At 55.9% G+C, this 17,951-nt stretch carries 16 protein-coding genes; 8 read left to right on the forward strand and 8 right to left on the reverse strand.

Features of this window, described 5'->3' with window-relative positions; all coding sequences use genetic code 11:
• On the forward strand, positions 1-241 hold a 241-nt coding region (locus tag ABD796_RS24640; RefSeq protein WP_344912977.1), incomplete at its 5' end, for a hypothetical protein.
• A 180-nt stretch (positions 242-421) separates the two neighbouring features.
• Here ABD796_RS24640 and ABD796_RS24645 read toward each other — a convergent pair.
• From ABD796_RS24645 to ABD796_RS24670, 6 genes are all read right to left on the reverse strand, one after another.
• Positions 422-1,270, reverse strand: coding sequence for a MurR/RpiR family transcriptional regulator (locus tag ABD796_RS24645; RefSeq protein ID WP_344913175.1), 849 nt, complete (start codon positions 1,268-1,270; stop codon positions 422-424).
• 146 nt (positions 1,271-1,416) lie between these two features.
• On the reverse strand, positions 1,417-2,229 hold the full coding sequence (locus tag ABD796_RS24650; protein WP_344913177.1) for an EcsC family protein: 813 nt from the start codon (positions 2,227-2,229) through the stop codon (positions 1,417-1,419).
• A gap of 187 nt (positions 2,230-2,416) precedes the next feature.
• Complete coding sequence (abc-f, locus tag ABD796_RS24655) at positions 2,417-4,138, reverse strand: ribosomal protection-like ABC-F family protein (RefSeq protein ID WP_344912980.1); 1,722 nt, start codon at positions 4,136-4,138, stop codon at positions 2,417-2,419.
• Between the two features lie 584 nt (positions 4,139-4,722).
• Positions 4,723-5,541, reverse strand: coding sequence for a histidinol-phosphatase HisJ (hisJ, locus tag ABD796_RS24660; protein ID WP_344912982.1), 819 nt, complete (start codon positions 5,539-5,541; stop codon positions 4,723-4,725).
• Positions 5,542-5,628: 87 nt separating this feature from the next.
• Positions 5,629-7,977, reverse strand: coding sequence for an RNA polymerase recycling motor HelD (gene helD, locus ABD796_RS24665; protein ID WP_344912984.1), 2,349 nt, complete (start codon positions 7,975-7,977; stop codon positions 5,629-5,631).
• 251 nt (positions 7,978-8,228) lie between these two features.
• The gene (locus tag ABD796_RS24670) at positions 8,229-8,894 is read right to left on the reverse strand and encodes an MgtC/SapB family protein (protein WP_344912986.1); all 666 of its coding nucleotides are present in this window, start codon (positions 8,892-8,894) and stop codon (positions 8,229-8,231) included.
• A 236-nt stretch (positions 8,895-9,130) separates the two neighbouring features.
• Between ABD796_RS24670 and ABD796_RS24675 the strand changes: the two genes are divergently transcribed.
• From ABD796_RS24675 to def, 5 genes are all read left to right on the forward strand, one after another.
• Positions 9,131-9,853: a polyphosphate polymerase domain-containing protein gene (locus ABD796_RS24675; RefSeq protein ID WP_344912988.1), complete on the forward strand. Its 723-nt coding sequence runs from the start codon at positions 9,131-9,133 to the stop codon at positions 9,851-9,853.
• A 1-nt stretch (position 9,854) separates the two neighbouring features.
• Complete coding sequence (locus ABD796_RS24680; RefSeq protein ID WP_344912990.1) at positions 9,855-10,565, forward strand: DUF4956 domain-containing protein; 711 nt, start codon at positions 9,855-9,857, stop codon at positions 10,563-10,565.
• Between the two features lie 20 nt (positions 10,566-10,585).
• Positions 10,586-12,388 (forward strand): CotH kinase family protein, encoded by a 1,803-nt coding sequence (locus ABD796_RS24685; protein ID WP_344912992.1) that lies wholly within the window; start codon positions 10,586-10,588, stop codon positions 12,386-12,388.
• Between the two features lie 182 nt (positions 12,389-12,570).
• Positions 12,571-13,191 (forward strand): hypothetical protein, encoded by a 621-nt coding sequence (locus ABD796_RS24690; RefSeq protein ID WP_344912994.1) that lies wholly within the window; start codon positions 12,571-12,573, stop codon positions 13,189-13,191.
• Between the two features lie 37 nt (positions 13,192-13,228).
• Positions 13,229-13,750 carry a peptide deformylase gene (gene def / locus ABD796_RS24695; RefSeq protein WP_344912996.1) on the forward strand — a complete coding sequence of 174 codons (522 nt, stop codon included), beginning with the start codon at positions 13,229-13,231 and terminating at the stop codon, positions 13,748-13,750.
• Between the two features lie 219 nt (positions 13,751-13,969).
• On the opposite strand, the gene ABD796_RS24700 is transcribed toward def, so the two are convergent.
• The gene (locus ABD796_RS24700; protein ID WP_344912998.1) at positions 13,970-14,926 is read right to left on the reverse strand and encodes a tyrosine-type recombinase/integrase; all 957 of its coding nucleotides are present in this window, start codon (positions 14,924-14,926) and stop codon (positions 13,970-13,972) included.
• Positions 14,927-15,081: 155 nt separating this feature from the next.
• Here ABD796_RS24700 and ABD796_RS24705 point away from each other — a divergent pair, with 155 nt between their 5' ends.
• Both ABD796_RS24705 and ABD796_RS24710 read left to right on the forward strand, forming a co-directional pair.
• Positions 15,082-15,546: a chemotaxis protein CheW gene (locus tag ABD796_RS24705; protein ID WP_344913000.1), complete on the forward strand. Its 465-nt coding sequence runs from the start codon at positions 15,082-15,084 to the stop codon at positions 15,544-15,546.
• 60 nt (positions 15,547-15,606) lie between these two features.
• On the forward strand, positions 15,607-17,169 hold the full coding sequence (locus ABD796_RS24710; protein ID WP_344913179.1) for a methyl-accepting chemotaxis protein: 1,563 nt from the start codon (positions 15,607-15,609) through the stop codon (positions 17,167-17,169).
• A 2-nt stretch (positions 17,170-17,171) separates the two neighbouring features.
• On the opposite strand, the gene ABD796_RS24715 is transcribed toward ABD796_RS24710, so the two are convergent.
• Positions 17,172-17,792, reverse strand: a complete 621-nt coding sequence (locus tag ABD796_RS24715) for a L,D-transpeptidase family protein (RefSeq protein ID WP_344913002.1) — start codon at positions 17,790-17,792, stop codon at positions 17,172-17,174.
• Positions 17,793-17,951 lie beyond the last annotated feature (159 nt).

Genomic DNA, 17,951 nt, shown 5'->3' on the forward strand with positions numbered 1-17,951 from the left:
TAAGGTCGATACTCCCTCGCGGAAGTCACCGTTTATTCTAGAGCAGATTGCTCATTTCGTTACACTTGCGTTTTGCTTATCACTCGTTGTGCAGTTTTCAAAGAGCAAACATTTTGTTGCGACAGCGAGAATTACTATATCACATTTCATTATCGCTTTGCAACTCTTTTTTTTCAATCCCTTCAACCGATGGTTGTACACCCGGCTGACAGGAATTACATCTTACCACATTGGTTTTTGAAATGCAACCCTCTTTTTTTCATCCAGACCAGGGTATCGAATACCGGCAAGCACAGAATCCATGGGAGTAATCGCTTATCCTCTCAAACACAACGTTGATTACTTTATCACGTTTGTTCGCCGAATGCAAATTTTATTTACAAAAAAAAGATATTGCGTTTTCGGCGCGCCTGTAGAACGGTCAAGTCCGCTTCGTGCGGCTGACGGCAAGCCTTGTTTTATCCAGCAACGGGATGACCTTGTCCTGCTGTCTGCTGGCGATCGTAATGAACAGAATATCGACCACATTCAGTTGGGCAATGCGCGAAGCCATAGCACCGCTGCGGATGCTTTGCTCCACGGAGCTCGTGAACAGCCGGATGTCTCCCAGCTCGGCAACGGGTGAAGAACCGAATTTGGTAAGCGTAATAATCGTGGCGCCCTGCTTCTTCGCTTCGGTCAACGTTTCGATAATCTCATCGGTCTGGCCGGAGTACGAGATCCCGAATGCAACGTCGCGGTCCGTCAGCGTAACGGCCGAGGTCAGCTGGGCGTGAAAGTCGGCATAAGCCTGACACCACCAGTTGATCCGGCTCAGCTTCTGATGAATGTCCTGAGCAATGACCGCCGAAGCGCCCATGCCGTATACGTCGATCTTCCGCGCCTTGGACAAAGCTTCCGCCGCCCGCTCCACCTCTTCGGAGGAAAGCACCGACATTGTATCCTGGATCGACTGTTTATTATTGTTGCTTACCGCCTGGATGATCTCGTCGACGGAAGCCCCCATCTTGATCTCTTCATAAGTGCCTGTCGGTATATTCGAGCTCAGGTCGCCGGCTATACGCAGCTTCAGCTCCTGAAAGCCTTTCATGCTCATCGTCTTCGTCAAACGGATAATCGTCGCCTCCGACACGCCGCTATATTCCGCCAGCTTCTGGACGGAGAGTTTGACGACGTCTTTCGGATGCTCCAATATATATTCCGCCACTTTTCGCTCGGATGGCTTCAATTCTTCCAATATAGCCTTCATGGCCACGATCCCGCCGTTCATCGCAATCACTCGTTTCTTCAAATAGAAATAACTTCATGACTAAGCTTACCCGATGCTTTAAAGCGGTGCAACATCAATTCGAACCGCTCTCCGCAAAGTCTAAAATCCCCGCTTGCCCACAAAGGCAATACGGGGATCGAGACGACTCACCCTTCGCGCTCTTCTTGCAAACGAAGCAAAATTCTTCTTTTACGGTAAAGCATTTTGCCGGCTTCAGCCGTATCGCCGACCGTGCCTTTGTTGAGCAGCGCACCGAACAGCATCCCGGCTACGGGAACGAGCTGGAACAGCTTCTTCCAGCCGAAGTTGTCCCGGTACGTCGCCACCACTTCCCGCCACCCTTGCAGTTGGGAAACCAACTGCCGGTCGTTCGCTCCCCGGTCGAAGACGGCCAACTCCTCCAATAAAGCCCGCTTACCGACGATGTCGGAAGAGCCGAATTGCAAGCATTTGACTATAAATACGCGCTCTCGAGGGTCGTTCGGATCAAAACCGTAACAAAGCGCCGTTTCCTGAAGTACCTTCAAGGATAAGCCAAGCAGCGCCGGTATATCGATGGCCAGCGTAAACAACCCGCCGATCCCGGTTGTGGCGCCTTGTACCGCAGCGACTTTCCGGCCGTTCGCCGCAAGCCGGTCGGCTGCCTGATCCATGACGACGAGCGGCAAGTCGGCCGCTTGCGCCACGGTGCTTATCGGAGCTTCGCCGCCGCACCCCCGCTCCCGGGCCTCCTGATCCAGTGCAGCCAGCACGGCCCGTTGCGACAGCAAGTAGCGGCCGCCGCTCTGCACATAACCGCCCAGCTCGTCGATAGCCTGGCCGAGTTTGTTGCGGATGACGCGGGGCGTCAGCTTATCGAGCAGCAGGAATGGAAGCCGCCCGAGCTTTTCCCAAAACCACAAATCCTTCTGCTCCCGCTCCCAGCGCTCCGCAAGCGCCAGTTCCTGCTCAAGCCGCATCCGCGTATCCTCGCGCCTCCACAAAGCGCGTGCGCTCTCCGGATTGCCCGCTTCTTGCCCGTCCGGCTCGAAAATCTTGTCTTGCGGCGGAATCGTCATCGTCATCCACTCCCGTCGTCGTTAGTATGCTATACGGATGAAAACGAATTCGGATGCGGACGATTTTTCGCAGCAAGCCGGCAAAACGTCAACGCAGCTGCCGCAATTGCCTCAGCAAAGCCGTGTACCGGTTCTCCAGCAGCTCCTTGTCGTCGTACTTGCCGGGAGCGGATAAACGTCCGAGCACCCCGGTCAGCTCCAGCTCCAGCCTCATGATCTCCTCTTCCCGCTCCACATGGGTGAGCGGCAAGCATTGGACTGTTTGCGTCAGCCCGATCGGACGTACGTCCGTCGCCTCCTTGTCCGCGCCAGAACCGGATTTCGGCCCGGCTTCATCCGCTTTCCTCTTCCGTTTGCGCTCCGCATACTCGGCGTACCCGCCGTAGTGCAATGTCCATCGCCCGTTCTCGATGACAAGCAGATGAGTAGCCAATTGGTTTAGAAAGTACCGGTCGTGCGAGCAAAACAGCAGCGTACCGGGATACTCCCGCAAGACACGGGCAAGCTGCTCCCGAGCAAAAATATCCAAATAGTTGGTCGGCTCGTCGAGCAACAGCATGTTGCATTCGCTCATAAATAGCTGCGCGAGTGCCGTTTTTACTCTTTCCCCGCCGCTCAGCACGGATACCGGCTTGAACACGTCGTCCCGTTTCAGCAGCATACGGGCCAGCGCGGTGCGGATCGCTGACTCCGGGTAATCGCTGGAGGAAGCCACTTGCTCCAGCACCGTCCGATCGTCCCGCAGCATATCGAGTTTCTGATCGAAATAACCGATCCGGCTGGCAAGAGCCATGCGGATGCCTTGCTTCTGGTCCATAATCATGCGCATCAGCGTCGTTTTCCCGGAACCGTTGGCTCCGACAATCCCGAGCCGCATTCCCGGAGAAATGCTGCAGGAAAATGGCTGGAATAGCACGCGTTCCCCGAAGGAGGCGCTTACCCGCTCAAGACTTATCGCCTCTTTGGCATATATGGGTTTATGGTAGCGGACATCGAATATCGGGGGATCCTGCGTTTTCGGCTTTTCTTTGACCTCCAACTGCTCGATCCGTTTCTGAATCGTCTGCACCGTCTTTTCCATCTTCGACTTACGGCGGTTGAACATGTCTTTTCCCAGCCTGGCCTCGGTATTGATCTTGCCGGTCACTTTCTTGCGCATGCCCTTGGCTTGCTCGGACTTGTCGACGACCGCTTGCTCCAGCCTTCTCTTCTCCTTGGCATACTGCTCGTATTCGAACCGCTCGCGCTCGCGGCGCAGCTCCTTCTGACGTACGTATTCGCTAAAATTGCCGGCATAATCGTGCAGGGAGCCGTCCTCCAGCTCGAGAATCCGGGTACAAACGGCGTCGAGCAGCGTCCGATCGTGGGAAATCAGCAGTACGGTTCCGTCATAGGCTCGCAGCTGCTCTTCCACTAGCGCCGTTCCGTCCGTATCGAGATGACTCGTCGGCTCGTCGGCGAACAGCAGCGCCGCTTGCTGGCGCAGCGCCCGTTCCCATTTCCAGCGCGTCCGCTCTCCGCCGCTCATTGCCGCATACTCCTCCGCCTGAGGCAGCTCGTCTCCGCCGTCCGGCAATGGCTCCGCATCGTCGAGTTGCCGGACGATGGCCGCCGACCCGTACCGCGTGACCGTGCCTGCGTCCGGCTCCTCCAGACCGGCCAGCACGGATAGAAGTGTGGACTTGCCCGCTCCATTTACGCCGACCAGTCCGACGCGTTCTCTTTCGTACAGTCGCAATACGCCCTCTATCCGAAATAACAATCTGTCGCCAATGCGGCGCTCCGCTTGATTCGCTTCCAGTCTTAACATAAAAAAACCTCCCCGTTTTTATTCGGAGAGGAGTTCGTCGTCGATTCCGCGCATCCTAAAGATGCGGTCCATACGCGTCATGCCGGCGCCGCGACTGCCCACTTGTCGCTCTCAGCGCAGCTTATGCGCCTCCGCCGCCCTTACTTCTGGCAGCTCGCGTTCAACAAACGGCAAATACAAAAAAAGGCGCAGCAAATGCCTGAACGGCATATCGGCATTTCAAGGACGGTACGTGGTTTTCTGGACAGACGTCTCCCAATCTCCGGGTATGTTTCGATTTGCATCATGCACTGCATGATTCAACGAGTTCCCTTGCAATTAAGAGTTGTAGTCCATGGCACGGGTACCTTGCCCTTTCCTGCGATTTGCCGCGCGGCTGGCGCGACTACTGCAAAGTATAACGGGAGCGGCCGAAAAATGTCAATGTGCGGGGAGCCAAGTGCCCTCGCCGAGCTCGTACGGAGCCAGCATCGCTGAAAAAGCCCGGACCGCTCCCGTTCCGGCCGCTTACCAGATAACCGCCCGACGCCAGATTCCCGACCGCGCGCTTCCGGTCGCGCCGCGCCGTTGCACTTTAAAGGATCTCAGCATTCGACCGCCTTGGCGTAATAGTCCCAGCCAAAGCCGACCTGCTCCGGCTTATGGGAATCGGAGCCGTAGACGCAATCGACGCCTGCCTCGGTACAAGCCCGGATGAACCATTCCGGCACGTAAGGCTTGCCGCAGGTAGCCACACGCAGGCCTGCGAGATTGACATCTACGCCGACCCCCGTCCTGACCAGCAGCGGCAGCAGGCGCTCCAGCCTGCCGCGAATCTGCTCTTCCTCGATCGGCGGCAGCTCGTGGCGAAACTTCTCGATCAAGCCGAGATGGCCAATCCTTCTCCGTCCCGGCAATCCGGACGCCATCTCGATCGCCTGCTCGACATGATCGAAATATTCGCCGACCACCTTCTCCATCGTCCCGTAGTAGTCCAGCAAATGAATCCGGAAATCGTCCGGCTTGTAATCAATGCAGCGCATGCCGCCCCGCCCCGGCAAGTAGTGGACCGACATGACGCTGTCCTCCAGCACGTCCGCCCATGGCTCAGCCAACCGTTCCGTGAACGCCGCATTTCCGTGCAAGTAATCGAACTCGAGACCGACGGCCACCTCGATGCGGCCTTCATACCGGTTGCGATACGCACGCACATAATCGAAGTAGGCCGGCAGTTCGTCAAAGCCCATCGCCAGCTCGGCCATAAGCCGTTCATCGTCGATCAGCTTTTCGGGCAGCGGCGGATGCTCCGTTACCGAATACCGTTCGAAGCCCAGCTCGATCGCCCGGTCCACATAACGTTCCAACTCGTCCGGATGCCCGTGCTTGCAAAATTTCGTATGCGAATGTCCATCCCATTTTATCATTGGCATGCGCCCCTCCCTGTTCTGCGTTCAACCAACTGCGGCGCGGTTCGCTGGCCGCAAGTCAATGCCGTGCCGCGCCGCCTTCCGCTATTCCCTTACATAAGTCGCAGGATCGGCCTCTTGCAAGAAACCGCACGATTCCCCGATATAGCCGATATGCAGCTCGTGCATGGCTCGGGTGCACGCGGTGTAAAACAGCTTGCGCTCGCTTTCCCGGCCGTAACGCGACCGGGAAGCGTCGTACAGCACCACGCCGTCGAACTCGACCCCTTTGGCCAAATAGGCGGGTATGACCACGGTCCCCTGCTCGAAGGAGGACGTCTCGGTGCCGACCCGTTTGATCGGCAGCCTCGTCTGCAGCGCATCGTACGCTTCCTTGCTTTCTTCGAGCGTTTTGCAAATAACCGCGATCGAACGATGCCCTTCTGCCTGCATCCGGCCAATCCGTTCGACGATCGCTTCGACAAGCTGCGACGAATCGGCCGCCGCGGTCACCGTCGGCTTCGGTCCCGGACGGTTAAACAGTTCGATCGCCTCGCCGCCTTCTACCAAGCCGCGGGTAAACTCGACGATCTCGCGGGTAGACCGATAGCTGCGGGTCAGGATGAATTGCTCGGTCTCCTCTTCCTTGAACAGCCGACTCAGAGCCGCAAATCCGCTTTGCACGGCGGCATGGGCGTATATCGCCTGGTTCGAGTCGCCGAGCACCGTCATTCTCGCCTGCGGGAACAGGCGCCTCAGCATCGCGAACTGAAAGGCCGAGTAATCCTGTGCCTCGTCGACAAATACATGCCGCACCGAAGTGTTCGTCTGAAACCCTTCCAGCCTTTCCAGCACGTTCATGAAAGGCGCGGCGTCCTCATTCGCCAGTTCCCCTCGGTCCAGACGCTCCACCGTCTGGACGCCAATTTCTTCCCACCTGGCGGGCAGCGGTTCTCCTTCGGCCAAGGCAGCGGCGAATGCAGGCTCCTCGAACAGCTGCCGGTAGACGCCCGGCGCGTCGAGAAAAGCAAGCCGCTTTACTTGCGTCCGGAGCGGCTTGAACTGCTCCTGTACGACCATGAAAGCTAGCTGCTCATGCTCTCTGGCGAAGTCGTCGAACGTGTTGTCGGAAAATCTTTTTTTCTTCTGCAGCTTCTCGAAAGCTTGAATGTAATCGTCCTTGTCCAGAAGCTCGATTTCTTCCTCGACCCACGGCTTACGGCGTTCCAGCTTGGCAAGCGCCGTAAGCTCCTTCAGCAGCCACTCCGCCAAAGCCTGCATCCGGTTCGGAATCGACGATATCGCGTCCAACTCGTAAAATTTATCCCGCAGCCGGTCGGCAGAGATAAGCACCTCATCGCGGAACACGATATTTTTGAATCGAATCCCCTGCTTCAACAAGGATGCCGCATAGCGGTCCAGAAGCCGCAGGAAATCCGCGGACGCTTTATACCGGATCGCTTCCGTCCGGGCCTCGTAGCCGGGCTCGTTCATCGCCGTGAGCGTATACTCCATCTGCTCGAACGGGTCCTCGATCCGGAACATCCGCCCGAGACGGTGCTCCATATATTGCTGGAACGTCGTCTGCTGCATATTCTCCTCGCCCAGCTCGGGGAGCACTGTCGAGATGTAGCTGTTGAACATCGGATTCGGGGAGAACAGCACGATCTGATCAGCCCTCAACGTTTCCCGGTACCGGTACAGCAAGTATGCTACGCGCTGCAGGGCGGCCGACGTCTTGCCGCTGCCCGCCGCTCCCTGCACGACGAGCAGGCGGGCCTTTTCGTTGCGGATAATCCGGTTCTGCTCGCGTTGAATCGTAGCGACGATGCTCTTCATCTGCGCATCCGACTGTTTGCCGAGCACTTCCTGAAGCAGCTCGTCGCCGATCGTGACGCCCGTATCGAACAAGCTGCGAATCGTCCCGGCGCGGATAATGAACTGCCGCTTCAGCTCCATCTCGCCCTGGATTTCGCCCCCCGGCGTCGTATACTGCGCTGCCCCCGGCCCATAATCATAATAAAGGCTGGACACCGGAGCCCGCCAGTCGTAGATGAGAAACTGCAAGCCGCTGTCGTCCAGCAAGGAGCTCGTGCCGATATAGTAGCGCTCCGCATCGCCTTCCCGCTCCTCGCGGAAATCGATACGTCCGAAGTAAGGAATCTGTCTTAACCGGGCCAGCGCCTTAAGCTGATTCATCGCATGCCGGTGGCCGCGCTCCCGCTCCGATAAGATCTCGGCCTGCTGCTTCATGCTCGCGAATGTTTCCGCAAGCTCCGTGTCGTCTTCGGTATTGACGGTCACGTCGTCCCAGAACGTTTTGCGAATGTGCAAAATGTCTTCTTTCAGACCGCCTGCCTGCCCTTCCAGCGCATCCAGTCTGCTTTCGATAATCGCGACGATCCGGCCGACCCGCTGCTGCTCCTCCGGCCACGTAAGTTCGCTCACTGTCACCGCTCCTTTATGGTTGATCGGGGGCTTGAAAAAGCATTTGACAAACAACAACTCTTTGTGATAATATTATGTTGGATAAATACAGATGAAACTCCTCGAATTTATCCGACAATCGAATTTCATTGTAACACGAAGCCCCTCCAGTTTCAACCGGAAGGGTTATTTTTGCATTCCGCACACTTCCAATCAAGGGGACGCCGAGCGTCTCCTTGATCTGCATGAAGCGGCCAACAGCCGGCCCCTCCCTTCGGCTAAGAAGCCTCCACCGATTGGATAAACGGAAACTCCTGAATGATCGGCATCAGTTGCTCGACCCGCACATGACCGGAAAACCGCAAGCTCATCTCCAAGTGGAGCGCGGCGGGGTCGCCAGCAGCCTGCTCGACATGGTAACCGACCACGGAAATGCCCTTCTCCCCGAGCAAGCTCAAAATACGCTCCACCGCGGAAGGCTCGTTGCTCAGGCGCAGCGACAGTGTCTCCGTCTTGGGGGAAGACAGCCATCTATGCTTGCCGTGCAGCAGCTTTTGCGCCAGCAGAACGAGCAAGGTTACGCCGCCGCCCACCTCGTACAGTCCAGCCCCTATCGCCATGCCGATCCCCGCCGTGGTCCATATGCCGGCCGCCGTCGTCAACCCGCGCACCGTCTGTTTTTGCATAAAAATCATGCCCGCTCCCAAAAAACCGACCCCGCTTACCACTTGGGCCGCGATCCGCGAAGGGTCGAACGCCAGACTTTCCCAGCCCATCTGATCCCGAAAACCGTATTTCGAGATAACGACCATAAGTGCCGCTCCGACCGCGACAACGAAATGCGTGCGAATGCCGGCTTCCTTCATCCGGTTTTTCCGTTCGTAGCCGATCAAAGCACCGCACAGGCCGGCTATGACCACCCTCAGCAAATATTCCGCTTCCACGTTTGCATTCCACCTTCCAGTCCGTAATCGTCGTACCCGGAAATCGATAGCAAGATTCCCTTCATCTTACTCAATTGAAGCGGTTTCATCAAATCCTTTTTCAGCGCTTTCTAGGCGTACCTTCAGTTTGCGCTCAGTTCAAATTCATAAAAAAATAATAATAACTGCGTATACTTAGCCATGTAAACCGATACCGACGCCCTGAAACACCCCATAAAGAAAGCGAGGAATCCGGCATGACACGGCCCCAGACCAAGATGAAATTCCGCAACGAGCTCAAATTTTTCATCAACTACGCCCAGTATTATTTGATCCGGCAGCGATTGCGATACATGGCTCAGACCGACCCGCATGTCGGCGACACGGGCGAATACCATATTCGCAGCCTTTACTTCGACGATATCCGGAACACGGCGCTGCACGAGAAATTGGGCGGCATCCGGGACAGAAGCAAGTATCGCATCCGCATTTACAACCTGGAAGACCGCGTCATCCATCTGGAGAAAAAAATTAAACGGTTGGACACGATCGCCAAGGTGAAGGAGCCGCTGACGCGACCCGCCTTCGACGCGATTGCCGCCGGCGATTACGAGGTGCTGAACGTGCCGGAGAAGCCGCTGCTGGCGGACATGTACGCTCAGACGAACCAGCGCCTGCTGCGCCCCAAAGTTATTGTCGATTATGTACGCGAGCCGTACGTCTGCGAGAACGGCAATGTGCGCATTACGTTCGACAAAGAGCTGCGGACCGGACTGCATGCAACCGATCTGTTCGATAAACGGCTGGAGACGGTCCGGGCCATCCCCGACGGCACCATGATACTTGAGGTGAAGTTCGACGAATATATTCCCGAATATATCCGCTCGGCGATCCAGCACGAAGGCCTGATCCGGCAATCGGCCTCCAAGTACGTCATGTGCCGCCAATATTTAAAAGAAAACGACTGGGAGGACTATTAATATGGATACTGCTGCGGAAACGGCCGCCAAGACGGCGACAACTTTTTCGGATATCTTGAAAAAATCGGTGCTGGACAACTTCTCGAACGACATCAGCATCTGGACGATCCTCATCACGCTCGGCGTAGCTTTTTTTATCGGCCTGTTTATTTATATGTTGTATAAACATACTTTCAGCGGCGTGTTGTATTCCAAAAGCTTCAATGTTTCGCTGATCGGCATGACGCTAGTGACGGCCATGGTCATTATTGCCATCAACTCCAATCTGGTGCTGTCGCTCGGGATGGTCGGCGCGCTCTCTATCGTCCGTTTCCGGACTCCGATCAAAGACCCTACGGATCTGATCTTCCTGTTCTGGTCGGCAGCTGCCGGAATTGTAAGCGGGGCCGGATTTTATACGCTGGCCATTGCGGGCTCGATCATTGTCGGTCTCGTGCTTGTTCTATTCATCAAAAGCATGGCGGTGGAGACGCCGTACCTGCTCGTCGTCAACTGCGACGGGGACGATAGCGAGGAGCAGGTGCACCGCACCTTGAACGGTCTCGTGAAACGTTACCACGTGAAGCAAAAAACCGTAAAGCCGGGCAACACGGAAATGACGCTGGAAGTGCGCCTGAAAGATCGCGAGGCCGCTTTCGTCAACCGGATCTCCGGGCTGTCGGGCGTCAAGCATGCCGTACTGATCAGCTATAGCGGCGATTACGCATCCTGATGGGATTGGAGGTTATGAAGATGAATTCGAAGGCTGCGCTCCCGATCCTGGCATGCCTCTGCATCGTCATGCTGCTGGTCGGGTATACCGGCAAGATGTTCTCGCTTCAATCGGCAGGCTCCGTCGGGACCGCTCTCGCCTCCGCTTCGACCGATACGGACAAGATCGAACAGATTGTGTTTCCCAAAGACAAGGTGGTCGATGTGAAAATTACGATCGATCCGAACGATTTTCAAGATATGCTGGACAACGCCGCAGAGGAAGAAATGAAAACCGCCTCGGTCGATTACAACGGCGTCCGCTTCGATCATATCGGAATACGCACCAAAGGGAACCTTAGTCTGCGGAGCGTCGTCAGCTCCGATTCGGACCGGTACAGCTTCAAGCTGTCGTTCGACGAATATTTAACGAACCAAACGTTTTACGGCATAAACAAGATCAACCTGAACAACAATTACAGCGATGCGACGTATATGCGGGAGTTTCTGACATACGAATTGGCGCGCGAGATGGGTTTGCCGGTCCCCGAGGTTTCCTATGTCAACGTCTATGTGAACGACAAACTATGGGGCTTCTATCTGGCTGTCGAGCAGATTGGCGACTCCTACCTGGAGCGGCATTTCGGCAACGCTTATGGCGCGCTGTACAAAGCCGAGATGGGCGGCAACGGCGGCGACCTGCTGTGGCGGGACGACAAGCTCTCCTCTTACCCGGCTCTGGCTCAAAAGTCCAAATCGTCCAACGGGGACGTGCTGGTAGACATGCTCCGCGAGCTGAACAACGGCTCGGACTACGAGAGCGTGCTTGACGTGGAGGAGGCGCTCCGCTATATCGCCTTGAATGTACTGGCCGTCAACACGGACAGCTACTTGGGGCAAAACAAGCAAAATTATTATTTATACGAAGACGAAGGGATATTTTCGGTGCTTCCATGGGATTACAATATGGCGTTCGGGGGTCTCGGCAATGCTGCATTGATGATCGATGAGCCCACCCAAGGCGCCTTGAGCGAGCGGCCGCTCGTTGCCAAGCTGCTGCAAGTCGATGCTTACAAAGAGATGTACCACGGAATCATCCGCGAGGCCATTGAAGGCTATCTGGCTCCCGATACTTTTAACGCCACGGTGCAGCAAATCGCCGACAGGATAGCTCCCTATGTGGAACAGGATCCCCGCCCGTTCTATTCGTACGAGCAGTTTAAAAGCGGCACCGCCCAACTCGTCTCGTCCAATACCGGCAATGTGCAAAGCTATGCCGGACAACTCGAAGGCACGATCGCCTCCTCGGGCGACGGCAGCGGCAGCGGGGGAGGCATGGGCGGTCCTGGCGGTGGAAGAGGACAAGGACCGGGGCAGCAGGGACAGGAGCAGGCTCAGGGTCAAGGCCAAGGACAGAGACGGGAACAAGTACCCGGATGGGGAGGCCCGTCTCAGGATAAGGGCAATGTGACGTCATCCGAAGCCGGAGCCGAACGCCCTGCTCTGGTGCAAACTGCCGCAGGCGCTCCCGCCTCGGAAGGCGGCGAAGGGCTGCTCCCACCCTCCGCTCCCGAAGGGCAGCAAGCTCCGAACGGTCAGCAAGGCATGAACGACCAACCGGCAGCCAATGGACGGCAAGGTCGCGGTCCTTTTGACGCCGGCGGGATGGGTGGTCCCGGTGGCATGGGCGCTCCCGGCGGCGGCGGGATGGGTGCCATGTGGAACCAAGGAAGTGCCGGCCCCACTTCCGCTTCATACACATCCGCTTATTTGACAGGCGCTCTGCTCGTTCTGCTCGTGCTGGTTTCGGTTTTCGTATCTCTTTACCGGAGAAGAAGATGGTGATTTCCCCCTGGCATTTCTTCCTTCATTCCGTCTGTCAGCCTCCCGGTTTTCCGGGAGGTTTTTGTTATCTCCTGATTCCAATTTCAAAATTGAATTGATTTATTTTTCGTTATATAATCAGTTGCAAAATAATATACTTGTTTCATTCGTTTGAAACTGTGTATAAAAAGGAGTGGATCCCCATGCCCGACCCTACTGCCGTCAGCTCGGCGCTCGACGAGCTTTCCGAAGGAATGACCGGCTACGAAGAAGATTTGGCCGATGAAATCGGCGAGCTCGCCAAGCAGCGCGATTGGCAGTCCATTCAGAATCGTACCGAATACGCCAAACATATCCGCTCCTTCGCTCATAAAATCATGGCGCTCAAAGAGGAATGGGACCGCCTGAACGGCTTGGAGGAGGCGGCCGAGCCGGTAGCGGCCGGCGATGCCGATCACTTGCCGGTAACGGCGCGCACCCGTTGGGAAAAGATCGGGGACAAAATCCGCGTCCAAACTGAAGGCGGACGTTCCGCCTATTCCAACATTATCCCCGTCTGGTTGTTCAAGGATTTGGCGCTTGCCGCGCTTGGCCAGATCAAGACGAGCGGCTATGTGAAGACTGCCGACGTATTGAACGTAAAGCTCGATACGATCGTGGAGAAAAGCGAGTACAAGCGAGCCCCCCGGCTCCCCGTCTACGTCACCTTCAAAGTGCTGGTGAAGGAAGGCGTATTCGAAAACCCGGACCGTAACTCGCACCGGTACACCCTTGTAGGCGGAAATGAAAATTTGCTGCGCCGTTTTCTCGGCGAACTGGAGTAATGATTCCCTTTAAACGTTATAAAAGGAGCGCAAGACCATGGCAGAAAAAATGATTCGCAAAATCGGCGATCCCGTCCTGCGGACCGTGTGCAAACCCGTCCCGGCGATCACGCCGAACATCGTCAAGCTGCTTAACGACTTGGCGGAAACGATCCATTCGGGGGAAAATCGCGCCGGACTGGCTGCGCCGCAAGTCGGCATTCCGAAACGGATTGCCGTAATCGATTACGGAACGGGTTTGATCGAGCTGATCAACCCCGTCATTGTGGAGCGGGCGGGCGAGCAGTCCGGCTTCGAGGCTTGTTTGTCTATACCGGGCGTCTACGGCACGGTGAAACGGGCGAAGTACGTTAAAGTGAAAACGTGGAATCGAGCAGGAAAAGAAACGTATGTGGAAGGCGAAGACCATGTGGCGGTGTGCATGCAGCACGAAATCGACCATCTGGACGGCATCCTGTATATCGATCATGTAAAAAAGGGACAGTTGTACAATGAACACAACGACAAGCCGCTTGACGTGCTGAAGCTGATCCGGCTATCCAGGTCTGAAGACCGATAACGTCTCAACCGGCAAAAGGCGATCAAACGGCCGTAAAACGGAATAAGAAAGAGTAAACGGGTGAACCCTGTAGGATAGAATCGAAAAGGTTCGCACAATTTGCGTTGTTCGACAAAATTCAGGTAATTTCCGCATATTCAGTTTTTTTTCTACAATTTATTATAGTGAAAACGGACCAGTAAAACAATATATATGCGTAATTACAGTGGGCTCAAAGTCCTACAAATGTTTTTTCAGCCAGTCCTCGACATAGTCGGGGGCTGCTTTTTGAATTTGTTGCACGGTGTGCAAATATCGTTGGGTCGTATTGATGTGCGTGTGGCCTAGCGACTCCTGCACCTGCTGGAGGCTGGCCCCGTTCAACAAAGCCAGCGTCGCGTTCGTATGCCGCAGCCAATGCGGCGTTACTTTTTTCCCCACACCCCAGTCTTCCCGCGCTTTCTTAATGATCTTCTCCACCCCCCGCACGGATACGGGGAACAATCGCTGCCCCTCTTCATGCTTGTCATGGTTTTTCCGGTTCTTCGCAATATAGCTGCTCAACAACTGCCACAGCATAGCAGGCACTTTTACTTCCCGCTCCTTCCCGCCTTTGCCGCGGATCGTCAGCCACACCGACGTTTCCTGCGGATCGGTATGAAAATCTCTTTCTTCGATGCCGACCAGTTCGGATACCCGAAGGCCCAGCATAAGCAAGGTTAAGCCGATTAAATAATTGCGATGTCCTTGTTTTTTCAATTGCTCGATCAGACCGATCGCTTCGCTCTTGGTCAAGTAATGATGGCTGCTCGTAACCGGAATTTTGGGCAGACGGACGCAGGTAGTCGGATTTTGGGGAAATAAGCCGATATTCGGGTCGCTTCCCCATTTGTATAGGGAACGCAAAGGAGCGATTTGAATCGCAATCGTGGCAGGCGCTTGGGGTTTGTTCGTTTTGGTGAACATCCCCTTGCCCAGGCTGAGCTTGTAAGCCTCCACCTCTCTCCAGGTCACGTCCTTCAACGGCTTATGGCCGATAAAAAGCCGAAACCTCTCTATCGCGTTGCGGTAATTCCTTATCGTATAAGGGGAGCGGTCGCATGAAGCGAGGAACATATTTACAATCTGATCGTCGGAAAAATCAGAATGGACATCTTTGGAAACCAAAAAAACGGGCAGCGTATTTTGCATGTGCATTGGTTGGTTGTGCCTCCTCATGTTGATCGAACAACGCAAATTGTACGAACTCATTGTATCACGATTGAAGGGTAACTTTTCCAGGGAGGGAGTGGACTTGAGCGACAATCGGTGTTTGAAAAATCAGTCCCATCATTCGACAAGGAGGCTTGGCCTTGAACGATATCGGCGGTCAATACGTCGTGTTTTCCATTAATGGCATCCTGTACGGCATTCCTATTCTGGAGGTTTCGGAAATTATCCGGAGGCAGCCGTTGATGACCACCATGCAAGCGGAAGACGAATTTCTAGGAATCCTTTCGCTGCGCCGTAAAATTGTCCCCGTCCTCAGCCTGCACCGTCTCTTCCGGGAACCGGAGCCAGCGCATGGAGCGAAAACGGAGCGGATCATGATTATTGCGCACGAAGGCCGGGAGATCGGCATCGTGGTCGATGAAGTAAGCCGTGTGCTGCACTTATCGGGTCAGCCGATCAGCACGCCCCCCTATATGGCCCGTAACAAATGGATCAACGGATTGTATCAACACGGAGAACTGCTCATCACCCTTCTCCGGACAAGTCCCCTGTTCGACGCAGAGAGGGCAGGCTTCGCAGAGATGGACGACAGCTGTGCCGGCTAATCGGATGCCGGCAACGTTTTACGACTAACCTAACCATGCACAGGAGTGATTTACGTGAAAATGACTGTCGCCAAAAAGCTTTACAGCGGCTTCTTTGCCGTCCTGATCCTGATGGCCGTCGTCGCATCCATCAGCTATGTCCAGATGAACTCCATTGATGATTCTTACACCGATCTCATCGAAAACCGTGCATCGAAAGTAACCATGACCAAAGATCTGCTGCTCGCTACCAAGGAAGAACAGGTCCAGTTTCGCGGCTATTTGCTGTTCGGCGATGAGAATTATTATCAAAGTCTTGTCAAGGCCCGGGAAAATTATAAAAAGATCAGTACCGCGTACAGCCGAGTAACTACCACGGCGGAAGGCCGGGAGCATCTCAGCAAGCTGGACGGACTCGAAGCCCAATTCGTTCAGGCGAGCAACCAGGCAATCCAAGCGAAACGGGACGGCCAGCATGACGAAGCGCTGAAAATCGCCTCCGTCCAAGGAACCCCCATCATCGAGAAGCTGATTGCGGCCGGGGACGATCTGCTCAAATGGCAGCAGGACCAGTTGGACGAGGGCAGCGCCAACAACACCAAAAAAGTGCGAAGCACGCTTCGCACGCTGTTGACGCTTAGCTTCATAGCGCTTGTGGCGGGCATTGCGGTCGCGTTCTATATAAGCCGGCAAATGTCCAGAGCGATACTGAGCGTAGCCCGGGCTGCGGAAGAAATTGCGCGCGGGGATTTGACTGGAGAGCCGCTTCGTCTGAAGAACAAGGATGAGCTCGGGGACCTCGCCGCTTCGTTCAACACGATGGTCGGCAATCTGCGCAGCATTATCTCGGCCGTACTGACCTCCTCCTCCGGCGTGTCCGCGGCGGCTCAGCAAATATCCGCCAGCACGGAGGAGATTGCAGGAGGCAGCACCAGCCAGGCGAATGCGGCGCAGACGATCAACGAGCTGTTCAAGGAACTGTCCTCGGCCATTCATTCCGTCGCTCGCGGAGCGGAGGAAGCCTCCGAGCTGTCGGGCCGGACGACGGACCTCGCCCGCAATGGCGGTCTGGTGGTACGATCCTCAAATGAAGGCATGGAGCGGTTGAACAATCAGATCGCCCTGCTGGCCCAGGATTCGTTGCAGATCGGAGAAATTATCGAGGTAATCGACGATATCGCCGACCAGACGAATCTCTTGGCCCTGAACGCCGCTATCGAAGCGGCCCGGGCGGGCGATCAGGGAAGAGGCTTCGCGGTCGTCGCCGATGAGGTGCGCAAGCTAGCCGAACGGAGCAGTGAAGCGACCAAGCAGATTACCGGTATCATCAAAGGGATGCAGCGCAATACCCAGCTCAGCGTCGAAGCGGTCAATGTCGGGGTGGAATCGTCCAACAAGACGGGTGAAGCTTTCGAGCACATTGCCTCGATGGTTCAAGCTTCTTCCCAGAAAGTGATGGAGATTGCGGCGGCCAGCGAGGAGCAGGCGGCCCAAGCGTCCGACGTGATGTTCTCGGTCGAAAGCATCTCTGCCGCTACGGAGGAGGCGGCGGCCAGCAGCGAGGAAACGGCCGCAGCCGCCATGTCGCTCGCCCAGTTGGCCGAAGAACTGAGAGAGACGGTCGAGAAGTTTAAAATCAAATAAAGCTACAGCGCAAAAGGAGCAAGCCGTAGCAGCTCTTGGCGCGTGCCCACCGCCATCGCCGGCTCCGCTTCCGGCCGAAGCCACTCCAGCACCCGAAGAACGTCTTGTTCCGCGGCTGTGACGCATCCGGCCGAGCCGGAGTCGGGGCCGCTCCAAACGTGAAAAAAAATCGCGCTGCCCCGGCCTCTGACAATCGGAGCTTCGTTGAACCGGATGACGGCGGCCTTTCGATAAGGCGTAATCGCCAGCCGTTCGAACGATTGCCACAGCCCGGCGGGGTCCCCCGTATAGCGAACCCATGTGTTGTAGTCGGGCGAACCCGGATCGTCTACCCAATAGTCATGCGCGTCCGCCAACCGGTACGGCCATCGTCCGGGCGGAACGGGCAGCGCCCCGAAGCCGGTTCCCATCAGGAACCGGCCCGCCGGCGTTCGTCCATCCCCTTCGCGCTTCAGCGGGGACAGTCCGTTCCGCCCGATCGCCGCCGAAGCGGCTCCGATCCGCCGCCAGTCAGCAGCGCCTTCCCCCAGCTCCCACCAACTCAGCTTCGCCCGAACCGAGACGTAGTCCGGCGCCTCCACCACGAGCATCTGGCGAGCACGCTCGATTCCGCATACTTCCATGAGGTCGTCCTCCCCTTCTGAAATGTCCCAATAAAAGGTTCCGTCTGTCCATTATACGCCGCTGCCGGATCGGCAAGAAGTCGAGAAAAAACGTTCAAAGTACCAAAAAAGGTCATCAGCCTCCATAGGATCAATGCGTTTTTTTTCATACAATGGAAC

The organism is Paenibacillus hodogayensis (assembly GCF_039536325.1).
Taxonomy (GTDB): domain Bacteria; phylum Bacillota; class Bacilli; order Paenibacillales; family NBRC-103111; genus Paenibacillus_AB; species Paenibacillus_AB hodogayensis.